At 53.2% G+C, this 13,402-nt stretch carries 10 protein-coding genes; all 10 read left to right on the top strand.

From position 1 onward, the window contains the following. The first annotated feature begins 34 nt into the window (after nt 1-34). The 10 genes from AB1598_08460 (at nt 35) to AB1598_08415 (ending at nt 13,395) form a co-directional block, all read left to right on the top strand. Nucleotides 35-853, top strand: a complete 819-nt coding sequence (locus AB1598_08460; protein MEW6145032.1) for a hypothetical protein — start codon at nt 35-37, stop codon at nt 851-853. A gap of 51 nt (nt 854-904) precedes the next feature. Further along, nucleotides 905-1,300: a hypothetical protein gene (locus tag AB1598_08455; protein MEW6145031.1), complete on the top strand. Its 396-nt coding sequence runs from the start codon at nt 905-907 to the stop codon at nt 1,298-1,300. A gap of 147 nt (nt 1,301-1,447) precedes the next feature. Next, complete coding sequence (locus AB1598_08450; GenBank protein ID MEW6145030.1) at nt 1,448-2,176, top strand: pseudouridine synthase; 729 nt, start codon at nt 1,448-1,450, stop codon at nt 2,174-2,176. 128 nt (nt 2,177-2,304) lie between these two features. Further along, complete coding sequence (gene tmk, locus AB1598_08445) at nt 2,305-2,919, top strand: dTMP kinase (protein ID MEW6145029.1); 615 nt, start codon at nt 2,305-2,307, stop codon at nt 2,917-2,919. A 55-nt stretch (nt 2,920-2,974) separates the two neighbouring features. Further along, nucleotides 2,975-3,982: a DNA polymerase III subunit delta' gene (gene holB / locus AB1598_08440; protein ID MEW6145028.1), complete on the top strand. Its 1,008-nt coding sequence runs from the start codon at nt 2,975-2,977 to the stop codon at nt 3,980-3,982. 78 nt (nt 3,983-4,060) lie between these two features. Further along, the gene (gene metG, locus AB1598_08435) at nt 4,061-5,602 is read left to right on the top strand and encodes a methionine--tRNA ligase (protein MEW6145027.1); all 1,542 of its coding nucleotides are present in this window, start codon (nt 4,061-4,063) and stop codon (nt 5,600-5,602) included. 237 nt (nt 5,603-5,839) lie between these two features. Next, nucleotides 5,840-6,547: a prepilin-type N-terminal cleavage/methylation domain-containing protein gene (locus AB1598_08430; GenBank protein ID MEW6145026.1), complete on the top strand. Its 708-nt coding sequence runs from the start codon at nt 5,840-5,842 to the stop codon at nt 6,545-6,547. 11 nt (nt 6,548-6,558) lie between these two features. Beyond that, complete coding sequence (locus AB1598_08425; protein ID MEW6145025.1) at nt 6,559-7,803, top strand: prepilin-type N-terminal cleavage/methylation domain-containing protein; 1,245 nt, start codon at nt 6,559-6,561, stop codon at nt 7,801-7,803. A gap of 4 nt (nt 7,804-7,807) precedes the next feature. Continuing rightward, on the top strand, nt 7,808-8,467 hold the full coding sequence (locus AB1598_08420; GenBank protein ID MEW6145024.1) for a pilus assembly PilX N-terminal domain-containing protein: 660 nt from the start codon (nt 7,808-7,810) through the stop codon (nt 8,465-8,467). Between the two features lie 44 nt (nt 8,468-8,511). Further along, on the top strand, nt 8,512-13,395 hold the full coding sequence (locus AB1598_08415; GenBank protein ID MEW6145023.1) for a hypothetical protein: 4,884 nt from the start codon (nt 8,512-8,514) through the stop codon (nt 13,393-13,395). The last annotated feature ends 7 nt before the right edge of the window (nt 13,396-13,402 follow it).

Below are 13,402 nucleotides of genomic sequence, written 5' to 3'. Positions count from 1 at the left end.
TTAGAATTAATTTTAAACTGAAAGGAGGGCAGAAATGTTAAAAATAATGGCGGCTTCCGTATTTGCATTCCTGGTTGCGTATAATTCCCGCGCCGACGTTCTTTTCGTGATGGAGCAGAAGGAGATGGATCCCCAATCTGTCGGCCAGATAAAAGGCAAGGTGAAGGACAACAACCTGCGCATGGATTTTTACGAGAACGGGACCGAGCTCGAGGGCTCGATGGTGTTCCGGGGCGACAAGAACGAAATGATAATGATCAACCACGATGATAAGACCTACATGATCATGGACGAAGCGGCGATGAACTCGCTCGCTACGCAGCTCGAGCAGGCGATGAGCCAGATGGAGGCTGCCATGAAGGACATGCCCCCCGACCAGCAGGAAAAAATGAAGGAGATGATGAAGCAGAAGATGCCGGGAGCAGGCGGCGGTCAATATGTCGAGCCCGTGCTGAAAAAAGCGGGGGAGGGGAAGGTGAATGGAGTCTCGTGTACGAAATACGACGTTTTCAAAGGCAATGAAAAGGTGAGACAGCACTGCGTCGCCAATTGGAACAGCATCCAGGGCGGAGAGGAAATGATGACCGTTATGCTCCGCATGGCGGATTTCATGGATCAGATGGCCAAATCGTTTTCCAAAGGCGGGAGCTTCGTTGGAGAGCAGGCGCAGTTCGAGAAGAACGTTTTTAACCAGTTGAGACAGCTTAACGGCTTTCCCATTGAGACGATAGAGTACGACGAAGGGAAAGTGGAAGCGGAGGCGACGTTCAAATCGTCCGAGAATGCAAACGTCGATGCATCTGAAATGGAGCCGCCGGCAGGGTATGCACAGCAGAGTACGGGTATGAATTGACAATTCCGGGTGTGGTGACCACTCAACCGGCCGCAAATGGAGATAAGCACCGTGATTATTGATGACAAGTTAAAGCTGCAAAATCTAGTTACGAAAAAATTTACCGGCTTCCTCGCGTTACTTATCATCGCGGGCTTCACCTTGGCTCAGACGGAATACGCCCTTGCCGAAAAGACAGTCTGTGATTTTCAGAACAGGGAGTGCTTTACCGAGGCGGGTTATCCGGCCTGCTACAATAAAGTGGATATCCAGAAGTACTATGAATTTACGGAGAAGGGGCAGACAGGGCTCGCGGAAGGGATCATATCGGACGATGCGCGCTGCGTTAAGCTCAACGGGAACGAAAAGGCTGCGATGATGGATAAGAGCCAGGGGTTCGTCAAGTTCGTGCTGAGGGGAAGCAACAAGACGCTCTGGGCAAAGAGAGAGGCACTTTACGCGAATTGAGCGATCAATATAACATTTCGGGATTGAATGCGGCAGGGGATGTCGACGAACGGGCTTCCGACAAATCGTGCTTGTTATCGGAATATCGGCGGTTCCAGTCGTTCCATTTGGTAAAACCCCGTTACTATTGTCAGGGAGAAAGAGGGATTGATTGTCAGACTGAATAAATATCTCTCCATGTGCGGGGTCGCTTCGAGGAGAAAGGCGGACGAGCTCATAGAGTCAGGCGGCGTGAAGGTAAACGGTGCGGTCGTGAAAGAGCTCGGGCGCACCGTCGATACGGACAAAGACAGAGTCGAGGTGATGGGGAACGTGCTCGAGCCTGAATTAAAAAGGTACGTTATGCTCTACAAGCCCAAGCTCTTCATAACGGCGCTCGGGGAGGGGCAGGACAAGAAACAAACGATAGAGGAGCTCATAAAGGGCATACCGGAGAGGGTATTCCCCGTCGGGAGGCTCGATTACGACGCCGAGGGGCTGATCATACTGACTAACGACGGGGAGCTTGCCAACAGGATACTCCATCCGAGATATGAGCTTCCCAAGGTCTACAGGGCGAGGGTAAAGGGCATCGTAAACAGCGACGCATATACGAGGATGAAGGCCGGGACGGAGCTTGAGGACGGTCCTGCGAAGCCCGACTGGATAAAGATAGTTAAGCACGACAGGGAATCGACCACGGTCGAGCTCTCTTTTCACGAAGGGAGGAACCACCTCGTAAAGAGGTTTTTCGCTAAATTCGGCCATCCCGTCATGCAGCTGACCAGGATGTCCGTAGGCCCAGTTAAGATAGGAAATCTGGAGAGAGGCAAGTGGAGAGACCTCACCGCCTCCGAGCTTAAAATGCTCAACCGCGCTCTCGAAAAGGGGGATTGAAGCCGGTCTGTATCAGTTATTGATATTATGGTAGGATTCTGCGGTGAATTGAAACTTAAAACCAGTTGACGGGCATTCCGGTGTCCCCGTAACCCGATTCTCTCATCCGCGAGGATAGATCCAAATATATGCTTATTACATTCGAAGGTATAGAAGGCAGCGGCAAATCCACACAAGCTAATCTCCTCAGCGAGTATCTGTCCGGCAAGGGGTACAATGTCACGGTGACGAGGGAGCCCGGCTGGGGGCAGCTGGGAAACCTCATACGGACGATCATACTGGAAGAGAGGGACCTCGTGCTCTCTCCCATGGCCGAGCTTTTTCTTTTTTGCGCCGACAGGGCTCAGCACGTAAAAGACTTTATAGAACCCAGGCTGAAAAACGGCGAGATCGTGATCTGCGACAGGTTTTACGATTCCACAATCGTGTATCAGGGCTACGGGAGGAAGCTCGACATGAGGCTCGTCAACAAGGCCGCGAAAGCCTCGGCGCTTGACGTCACACCGGAGATCACGTTCCTCCTCAACCTGCCGGTAAGGGAGGGGTTGACGAGGCTCAAGGAGAGGGGGTCTATCACAAAGATGGACGAGGAGCCGATCGAGTTCCACGAGATGATAAGGCAGGGATATATGCTCATCGCGAGGAGGGAGCCGGAAAGGATCAAGAGTATAAACGCGGCGAGAGATATACCGGCAGTGCACGAGGAGATAAGGACTCTCGTGATGGAGCGTCTTTCGTCGTAGCGGATATGCCGGATCGCATGTGACCCGGATTACCCGCAGGGACAGCTAGAGGGCAATGTTCGAAGGAATAACAGGTCACGATTTTCAAAAAAATATTCTCCGCCGCGCAGCGCGCGAAAATCTGGTGTCGCATTCGTATCTCTTCACGGGCCCTGACGGCGTGGGGAAGAAGCTGGCGGCGATCGAGTTTGCCAAGCTCCTTAACTGTGTCGGGGACGCGCGTGTATCGGATGAAAGGTGCGAATGTGCCTCGTGCAGGAAAATAGAGAAAGGGATTCACCCGGACGTAATTCTCATCGAGTTCGCCGGCGTTAAAAACATCAAAGTCGAGCAGGTCCGCGACGAGATCGAGGAGAGGCTTTACCTGAGACCGTTCGAAGGCAGGTATAAAGTCGTGATCGTCGATGAAGCGGAAAGGATGAATCAGAGCGCTCAGAACGCGTTTCTGAAGACCCTCGAGGAACCGCCGCCCGGCTCGGTGATTATTCTCGTATCTTCGCGTCCCGGTTCCCTTCTCCCCACGCTCAGGTCGAGGTGCCAGACGATTGAATTCAATGCTTTGCCCGAAGATCTCGTCGCCGGGGTTCTGAAAGAGCGGAGCAATATGTCTTCGGAACAGGCGCTCCTCACCTCGAAGCTCTCGGGCGGGAGCATAGGAAAGGCGTTGGGGTTTGACAGTGACCTGATGGAGTGGAGAAAAGAATTGATAACCAGGCTCGGAAACATAAGGAAGAATTCAGCCTCCGATATATCGAGCCTCTCCGAGCATATTTCTTCGGGGTCGTCTCAGGAGGAAGCGGACGGGCTAGAGCTCGGTTTCACGTTTATATTACTCTGGCTCCGCGACCTCGCCCTTGCCAGGATAGGCTCCGACTGTCTGACTAATACGGACTTCGGGGAATCTATAAAAAGCATGTCCGGGAAATGGGATGTGGAACATTTACTCGAAATGGAGAGGAGCGTCGAGACGGCTTGGTATGATATAGTCCGGGCGAATGCGAATGCGAAGCTCGTTCTGGACAACCTTTTCTTGAAATTAGCTGTCGATGCGGGCAACGACTGATCCGCAATCGGTGTAAAATTTAATGCCGGAAAAAATTCCTCCCCGGTTACGCGGGTTCGGAACGGAGACCTGAATAGAATGTCTAAAGCTTTTTACGTCACAACACCGATTTATTACGTAAACGACGTGCCTCACATAGGGCACGCCTATACTACGATAGCCGCCGACGCGATTGCGAGGTTCAGGAGACTCAAGGGAGACAGGGTCTTTTTCCTTACGGGCACGGACGAGCACGGACAGAAGATCGAGAGGACTGCCGAGGCCCACGGTGAAAAACCGATAGAGCTCGCGGACCGCGTCGTCAAGCGGTTCCAGAACCTTTCACAGGCCCTCAATATAACGAACGACGACTTCATCAGAACGACCGAGAAACGCCACGAGAGGGCCGTAGTGGAAATTTTCAGGAGGATCAAGGACGCGGGCGATATTTACCTCGATGAGTATGAAGGCTGGTACGACGTGAGGAACGAGGCGTACATAACCGATACACAGTATGAAGAGATAATGGAGCTCCCCGAAGAGAAGAGGCCCATAATCGAGAGGGTCAAGGAAGAGAGTTATTTTTTCAGGCTTTCCCGGTATCAGGAAAGGCTTCTCGAGCACTACAGAAAATTCCCGGAATTCGTTCAGCCGGGATACAGACTGAACGAGGTCGTTCGTTTCGTGGAGGGAGGGCTTAAAGACCTCAGTATAAGCCGCACTACGTTCAACTGGGGAATCCCCGTGCCCGGTAACCCGAGGCACGTCATATACGTATGGTTCGACGCACTGACAAACTATATCACTGCAGCCGGTTTCCCCGACGACCCCGAAAGGTTCGCAGGCATATGGCCGGCCAACATACACCTTGTCGGTAAGGACATTCTCCGCTTCCACGCTGTTTTCTGGCCGGCGTTCCTCATGTCGGCGAACATACCCCTGCCCAAAACCGTATTCGCCCACGGCTGGTGGACGGTCGAGGGGGAGAAGATGTCAAAGTCCCTCGGCAACGTCGTCGATCCCTATCAGATGGCGGAAGAGTTCGGTGCGGACGTCTTCAGATATTTTCTTCTCAGGGAAATACCCTTCGGGCAGGACGGGGACTTTTCCAAAAACGCGATCATAACCAGGGTGAACGGCGACCTAGCGAACGGGCTCGGAAACCTGGTCAGCCGTACTCTCGGAATGCTCGAGAGATACAGGGGAGGGAAGATACCTGCGCCCGGCCCACTCGGCGGGAGCGAGAATTCTATAGAGCGTGCGACGTCATCTCTTTTAGGACAGGTCGAGGACGCGATGAACGAAATAGCGTTTCATAAGGCGCTCGGCGCGATTTGGGATTTCATAGCGCTCGTCAATAAATACGTCGACGAAGAGGCCCCGTGGTCGCTCGCTAAAGAGAAGAAAGAAGATAGGCTCGATACCGTGCTCTTTACGATATCACGCTCGATCGGAGTTGTCTCCATACTGATTCACCCTTTTATGCCTGCGTCTTCGGAGGAGATATGGAGGAGGCTCGGCTCAGGGGAGCCCTTCTCCTCTCTCAGGCTCGCCGACGCCGGGCGCGCGGATCTCATCAAACCCGGTCAGACCGTGGTCAAGGGGAGCAGCCTCTTCCCCAGGTACGAAGAAAAATTCTGATAATTCGGGTTACCCGGATTTCCCACCCTTACTTTTCGATTTATAGGGAATCTGAACCTATAATTTGTCTTTTATATGCATTTTTTGCGCAATTAGGGCAATTTTTGCATTTCCACCCATAGTTTCCTTCAATTTATATAATGATATATTTAGTAATCTCAGATAGTTACCCATAATTTTGCACTGGCATAATACTTGCAAATCTCATGAGATGTGTCTTACAAAGTCGGGGTCGATATGACTACACTTTCGAACGAGAAGGGGTTTACGTTTACCGAGTTAATGATCGCGGTGACCATCATGGCCCTGGGGTTCCTTGCGATGGCTCAGATGCAGTTCCTCTCTCTAAGGCAGAAACAGCTGGCTGAGGAGGGAACGTACGCAGCGAATATTATACAGTTCATAGCCGACAGGGATATGGAAGAGGTGAAGAGGGCGCACATTCTAAATTCGATTGCATTCGTCGAGGCGCAGGCCGGGAGGCTCAATCCTGGCAGCGATTCGGAGCCGCACCTCCAGTACTGCAAGACGAGCAACTCAAACAGGATATGCGACACATGTCCCTGCAATCCGCTGGCCGAAGTAACCCCGGATCCGGACCAGGCCCTCGAGACGACGTGTGCTGTTATCGACGTGCACGACTTTGATCCTAAAAAGGTCTCATTCAAGAGCAACGCTGCGCAGTGTTCGGGGGGAGCAGGTGATTCACTGATCGTGGTCAAGCGGGTGGCTTCGGATACGGATGCGTCGGCCGACCCTCCTGAGACTATTTTGAGCGTGACTTACGGCATCAAGACAAAGGGCCAGTTTGCGGAAACCGGATTAAGCGGCTTAAACAAAAGAGACGCACTCGCCGTGCAGAACATGGTTTTCAGCGCACACGAGGAAGACTGGAGTCAGTTTATTCCCGCCTGGACTGAAATAATTGTTCCGCATGTGCCTTGAGGATTATATACATGGAAAGAACGCCACGGTTAACGGGTAGTAAGGGTTTCACGATGATCGAGCTAATGATCTCTGTATCGATTCTTGCAATCATCATCACGGGCATGACGATCGCTCTCCAGCAGCAGCAGAGGCAGTTCAAGATGACGAAGGAAGCGGTCGACATGGACCAGACCGGAAGAGCGACTCTGGATTACCTGGCGACGGAGATAAGGAACGCAGGATCACGCCAGGGTAAGACTTTTGCTGTTCAATTTGTTAACGGTGGAAGCGAAGGGAATAATCCCTGTACTGTCGATACAGATAAAGATGGTTCCGCCAACTCCCCTCCAGATTGCATTACTTTATACACATGGGATATCACACGGGGACAGGACGGAACCGATCTGCCGTCGGTACCCGGCCTGATCGAGGTCGTTCAAAACGATCCGCTCCAGCTAAGATTACCTTCCCAGTGGTTCGACGAGGATACGAATAATTTGATAGGGGAGATCGCCGCAAATCCGGAAATACTTCTGGGTCTCAGGTCACGCACGGCTCTCTGCAACCCCGATAGTACGGTTAACTGCAACCTGGAACCGGAAAAATGCACCGAATGCTCGGTTATTCTGCGTGCGAGCGTCGACGGAAGCACCAAGACTGCGACTATAGATTCGCTCGAGGATATAAAAGTCCATAATCTTCCTGTGTCAACATTCGGCGGGTTTTCGGATTTTATAAACGGTACTGCTGTGAACGGTGTGGACTACGGGTTCCTTCCTACTTTTTCTTCGCAGACGTCCGAAATGACCATAGTCACGTCCAAGACATTGATGGTGGACCTCGCAGATAACGAGCTTCTTCTTCAGCGGAACGGCGGCCAGGTACTCCCGATCGCCGGAGGGGTGAACGCGCCCGGCATCGTCGATTTCCAGCTCGTGTTCAATCTACAGGACTCAAACGGCGGGATTACCAAAGTCGGAGTTCCCCTTGCCGCGAACAACGGTAAGTACCCGGACTTCACGGCTACGGCTTTGAACGGGAGGGAGCAGGACATAAGGTCTGTCGAAATATATATAGTCGTCAAATCCAAGATAAAGCCGCAAAAGATGCAGGGCGGAGAATACACACAGACAATCCCCGCCATAGCGGACGTATTGCAGAGGACCGTCGCTTCGCCGTCGGCTACGACAAACGAGCCTGAGGAAGGTTACACGTACCGCATATTATCCACGACCGTTTATATGAGGAATCATTCAAGAGAGGAGTTCGGCTGATCTTATGATGAAGCTTAAATCACTTGATGAAAAGAAAGATAGTGCAATCGCGGAAAATGCCCCTTTAGACATATGTAGGAATGAAGAGGGCGTCGCGATCATAATGGCATTGATAATGCTCCTTGTGATGTCCGTGCTTGCGACAACTGTGTCCTTCAATTCGAATAACGATTTCCGCGCCATGTCCAATTACAAGCAGGGCCAGGAGGCTTTCCTCGCGGCCGAGGACTGCGTACGGGAGGGGAGGAACAGGTTCGAAATCATCGGGATAGAGGTCCTGTACTTCCTCCTCCAGAATAAAGACACGGTGCTTCTGGGGCAGGGCGGCGCGAGCGAGCTGCTGATACTGGACGAGGAGTTGGGGAACGGAGCCAGGTGCAGGTCGGGCCCAAGGCTCCTCGACAGCGCTACTGAAGGTTCAGGCCAGATCGTCGAAATACCGCCTATAACCAAAACGATACAGAGGCCGCTTAAGAATACGAGCATGTCAACGAGCGCCTCGGGAGGGGCGGGTCTCGTTCCTGTCACATTTCGGGTAACAGGTAAGGACGAAGGGGACAAGGATATAGACGACGTTAAGGATACGATAAATACAGGCACCGAGGTAGCCGCTGGTTTTGAGACATTCATACCCGGAAATGCGAACCAGATGTATTCGCAGTGAAGATGAAATTGTGGAGTGAAATTAATAGTATGCGGGATGCGAGAGTGAATATTAAAAAGAAATTCGGGATCAACAGGGTGAAAATATTTTGCCTGATGCTCCTCCTCCTTTTCGTAAAGGGGGCACAGGGGGAGCCTATCAAAAAGAACGAAATAGAAGACCTCAACATCATAATTTCCCAGATAGTCGGCGGTGAGCCGAACGTGCTGCTTATAACGGACTACTCGGGCTCCATGTTGAGGAGCTGGGGCGGAGGGCAGGTAGGGAACTGGGACGAGGAGGACGATAGCGGCGTCATAGAGGATTGCGAAGAGCTATTCAACTGCGATTCTTTCGCGGCCAATACCCCTGCGTATTCCCAGTGCACAAGGTCAGCCGCTCACTGCATGGAGAATATCTCGAACCTCTCTGTGTGCGGCTCGAAGAACCACAACGGGTTCGGAATAGTAGGAACTGAACAAGATCTACTCTCACACATAGCTTGCATCACGGCCCCGCCGGGCGGCGGTGCTCCCGCTTTGACCCAGGATCAGATGAATACGATCTTTGACGACGTTTGCGGGAACAACGACAACGTTCTCACGGAAACAATAGCGAATTGCGACAACAACGGCGTTCAGGATAATGAGTATTCTCAGGCTGCCGCGGCCATGGACTCGCTGGCCGGTTTTACTCAATGCGCTTCTCAGTACTGCATAGGGGGGACCAGCCCCGGCTGTGATAATACAACGGGATACAATAATGTAAAAACCTGTGTTCAAACCTCACAGGCCATAACCAAAAACAAGTCCGAAAACTGCAAAATCCCGGGAAATCCGGACTGCGACGGGAAGCCCCAATACGGGAGCAGCAGGATGGATATACTCCACAGCGTGCTCTTCGACTTTCTCGATGCAGACGATTCTTTAGCAGGACAGATGTGCGACGACCCCAATGAACTGTTCGACGGGACGAGCAACTCCATCACGTGTCAGGACTATATGTTCACACCGTTCAGGAACGTGAGACAGATAGTGAGGGACGACGGGAACCCGAGCTCGAACAGGTACCTGCCGATTACGGGCGCCACCGACACAAAACTTGCAAGCGAGCTGACTGATGCTGACGGGGACGAGCTGGGCATTAGAATACGTCCGCTTTCCTATTCAGGGAAAGGCCATTGGGACGGATGCACCGACCCCGATACATACAGGCTGGCTCAGGGTGGTTTCGCAGGGGCGAGCGAGGCGAACCTCAGGAATATATGGTCATTCTACAGGAGGGAGCGGGGAGATGGGGGTACGCCGCTCGCGTGGGTCCTCGGGTTCGATGACAACCCGAACAGCGGCAACTCTGGCGGGAACGTGATAAACGACGACGCACTCGGCGCATTCAAGGTGGAGCTCCAGTCGGACCCATCCATCGAGTGCAGGCCCGAGTTTGTGATAATCATTACTGACGGTGAGGATACGTGTGCAGGAGAGACTAACGGTCCTTCGGGCAACAACCAGACGACGGGCGGATTGACGACCAACGCAAACAGAAGAAGCTCTATACAGGCGGTCAGCAACCTGCGGACGTACTACTCTAGGAATCCTGTCCCGAACCAGGGAAATTCGTATAAAAAGGAAGTCCTTGTCTTTGTAATCGGACTCGGTATAGAGAGCCCGGAGGCACGGAGGACACTCAATGCTATGGCGCTTGCCGGAGGGACTCATACCGAAGGGATAATACAGCACACGGCTCCCAACGGAGTTGAAGTGCCGGGGTCTGTCGACCTCGATGACCCGCTCATATTCCCACAGGGTACTGAATTCGATGTGTTCAAGAATCTGGGGAGGGTTAAAGATATAGATACCGCTCCCGCGACGTCTCAACTCCAGGGATGTAAAAACACTGCGTCGAACAGGAGTGAGAACGGGCAATGCCAGTTTCAGAGCGTGAATATTTTTGACAATACTTTTTTCAATACCGGGGCACCGTTTAACGATACTGATAAACAGCTTAAAGATTTTGCCTTTTTCGTTAACAGCCCGGAAGAGCTAGCGGATGCCCTTCACGACATAGCAGGCCAGATAAAGATTTTCAGCACTTCCGGAGTATCTCCTACGGCTCCTCAGTCTTCAACGGCCATTGCGCTCAGAGACAGAATATTCCTCTCGATATTGACACCTATAACGACCGAAAGATACTGGCAGGGCAGGCTCGCGCTCTACGGATTTGTAGACGTTCCCGAGAGTACAGGGAGTAAAGAAGTCATAAGAAGACCCCCCGCAGGCTCTGACCTTACCGACCCGGACGTGGTCGAGGGACTCGCGATATTCGACGAAGAGGGGACGCTGAATGACAACGCAAAGCAGTTCTTCTGGGAGGCCGGGAAAGAGCTCGCAGAGAGGGACATCATCTCTTCCGCGAGGAATCTCTACACGGTCAAGGCTCCCGATCTTATCGATGGTGATAATGTGGAAGACCCGCCTTACAGCGGACCTGACTTTGAGACTACAGGGAACGTCATCAAGTACAAAGGACCTCTCGTGCCTCTCGATAACGAAGACGAGCCGATCAATCCGGGACAGTTCGGTATCGCGGACGGCGATGTAACCGACCCTATACCGGATTATTGCATACCGCCCGCAGGTAATCCTACGGATTGTGACGGGTCTACAGGAATAGTCGACTGTACAAACGTGACGACGACCGAATGCAGAACGTGCGTCAAGGAATGTATGAGGGACAAGGTAATCGACTTCCTGGTCGGAAACACGGGCATACCGACAGTGGGCGATCCCATGGGTTCGCCCTCCCTGGACCCTGCCCCCGCTCAGGACGACGGCTCGGAGCCTTTCACGTCCATGGGGTATAACTGCCCTGACCCTGAGGATCAGGACGGGGACGCGGACTTCGGGAGCCTGGATACATGCTCGATCAGGCTCGGGGACATTTTCCATTCAAACCCTGTCGTCGTTGGCTCGCCCTCGCCGCTGTTTTTCGATGCCGGTTACCAGCAGTTCGCGGTCAATTATAAAGACAGATCGGCCGTGGTTTATGTAGGTGCTAATGACGGATTCCTCCACGCGTTCCACGCGGGTGAGTTCAAGGACCCCAACGCCGAGGGCGCCCAGGCGGACGATAAGATAAATCCGTTCACTCTCGAAGAGGAGATATTCCCCTTCTTCAGTGAAGGTACGGGGTTCGAGCTGTTCGGAATTGCGATGCCCACTTACCTGGCTGACTCTCTCGCCAATCCGTCGAGCTCGGCAAATTCGCCGGCGGAAATAGTTTTCGGCACTCCGGCCCCGCCTGATTACAGGACCGGCGACTTTAAGACATTCGTACTCGATAATTTTGCGCAGAGGTCGTTCTCTGACGGTTCGCCCGTGATCGGGGATGTCTTTATAGACGGGTTTCCAAACGGGATTGATGTGAACCCGGATGTATGCGAAGGATCGGTGAGCACGGCTGACGGAGTGATAGACCTTTGCGGGAGGGAATGGCACACAGTCCTCATCTCGGGCTCGCAGAACGGCGGCGGGGCGTATGTCGCGCTCGATGTGACGAATCCCGCCTGCGGGGAAAGTTGCGGCACGTCCGACTCGCTTCATGAACATATAACTAACGGAGCCGATACCCTCGAATACCCGAAACACCTCTGGACGGTATTCGACAACGACTTCGGAAACTCATGGTCTACGCCTTCTATGGGGAGGATCAGGGTTAAAATTACAACGGGTGATGAGACCAGTACAGTCGACAGATGGGTGATGTTCGTCGGCGGAGGTCTCGACCCTCTCGATACGGATCCCACGAACGGCGTCAATTTCGGCAATGCGTTTGTCGTGATCGACATAAGCACAGGCAAGGAAATATACAAATTCCATCCCGACAACCCGTTACCTTCGGGGAATTCGGCACCGGCGAATATAGAGGACATGGTCTGCGACGTTCCGAGCAGGGTCGCATCGGTGGACATTAATTCGGACGGATATATGGACCTCGCGTACTTCGGGGACACGTGCGGCAGGATGTGGAGGTTCGACATCTCGATGCCGATCGAGGTCGACGGGAGCATTTCGGAGAGCGGCCCGGGTGGGAACCTCGTGCTGGTCGCGGAAGACTGGACGGGGGGTATAGCGTTCTGCGCGAATACGGACGGTGAATGTTTCGACGCTCAGGATCAACCGGCGGTCCCCAATACCAACGTAGAGCCGATCTATTTTGCGCCGACCATCGTCCTCGACGACCTGGGGCGGCGCCATGTAATTTTCGTAACCGGGGACAGGAGAGACCCCAGCAGCATATTGAAGTCCGGAAAGCTCTACAACTTTATAGACGACTACATACCGGCGTTTCTAGCGGGCGGAACGGCCGTAGGCGGGGATGTCATAAAGACCGCTTCTACATTGACCACGGACGGGCAGGTGATTGAGCTCACGGCCCAGTCGGGTGTAGAAGGGCAGTTCGTCTCGACTGCATCCAACAATTTCAGCTCGGACCAGGGAGAATTTCTGGTTAAATTCCCGAGCAACCTGGGCAACCCCGAGCTCGGAGAGAAAGGGTTCGGAGTGCCGGTGGTAATAAACAGGGTCCTTATATTCACCACTTACGCGCCCGAGGTCGATAATTCGAACCCCTGCAGCGGAGGGACGGGTCTGGGAAGAATTTTCGCCCTAGATTTCATTACAGGAACGGCGGCCCTTTCCCGAATACCGGGGGTTAAGGACAGCGATATTCTTAAGGGGTCGGCCGTACAGCAGAGTCTTGCCGGCGGAGCGACGGTCGCCGAGGGAATGCCTACTCCGGCGCAGCTTACCTTCGGGGCCCGGGGCTCGGTGCTCATGTCGGTTGCTTTCACGGGGGGTCCTGTAGCAGGCGGGTCCCAGTTCATAGTCTGGGAGCTGCCGCCTCTTCCGACGAGGACACAGACGCTATTCTGGGAGGAGCTCCTTTAGGGAGAAA

The organism is Thermodesulfobacteriota bacterium (assembly GCA_040754335.1).
Taxonomy (GTDB): Bacteria; Desulfobacterota_D; UBA1144; order Nemesobacterales; family UBA2774; genus 2-12-FULL-53-21.
Note: the sequence above shows the minus strand (reverse complement) of the source record. Positions and strands in the feature narration are given on the sequence as shown.

Excerpts from the sequence above, each read along its gene's own strand:
- AB1598_08460 (MEW6145032.1), top strand. The coding sequence starts at position 35 with ATGTTAAAAATAATGGCGGCTTCCGTATTTGCATTCCTGGTTGCGTAT.
- tmk (MEW6145029.1), top strand. The coding sequence starts at position 2,305 with ATGCTTATTACATTCGAAGGTATAGAAGGCAGCGGCAAATCCACACAA.
- holB (MEW6145028.1), top strand. The coding sequence starts at position 2,975 with ATGTTCGAAGGAATAACAGGTCACGATTTTCAAAAAAATATTCTCCGC.
- metG (MEW6145027.1), top strand. The coding sequence starts at position 4,061 with ATGTCTAAAGCTTTTTACGTCACAACACCGATTTATTACGTAAACGAC.
- AB1598_08430 (MEW6145026.1), top strand. The coding sequence starts at position 5,840 with ATGACTACACTTTCGAACGAGAAGGGGTTTACGTTTACCGAGTTAATG.
- AB1598_08425 (MEW6145025.1), top strand. The coding sequence starts at position 6,559 with ATGGAAAGAACGCCACGGTTAACGGGTAGTAAGGGTTTCACGATGATC.
- AB1598_08420 (MEW6145024.1), top strand. The coding sequence starts at position 7,808 with ATGATGAAGCTTAAATCACTTGATGAAAAGAAAGATAGTGCAATCGCG.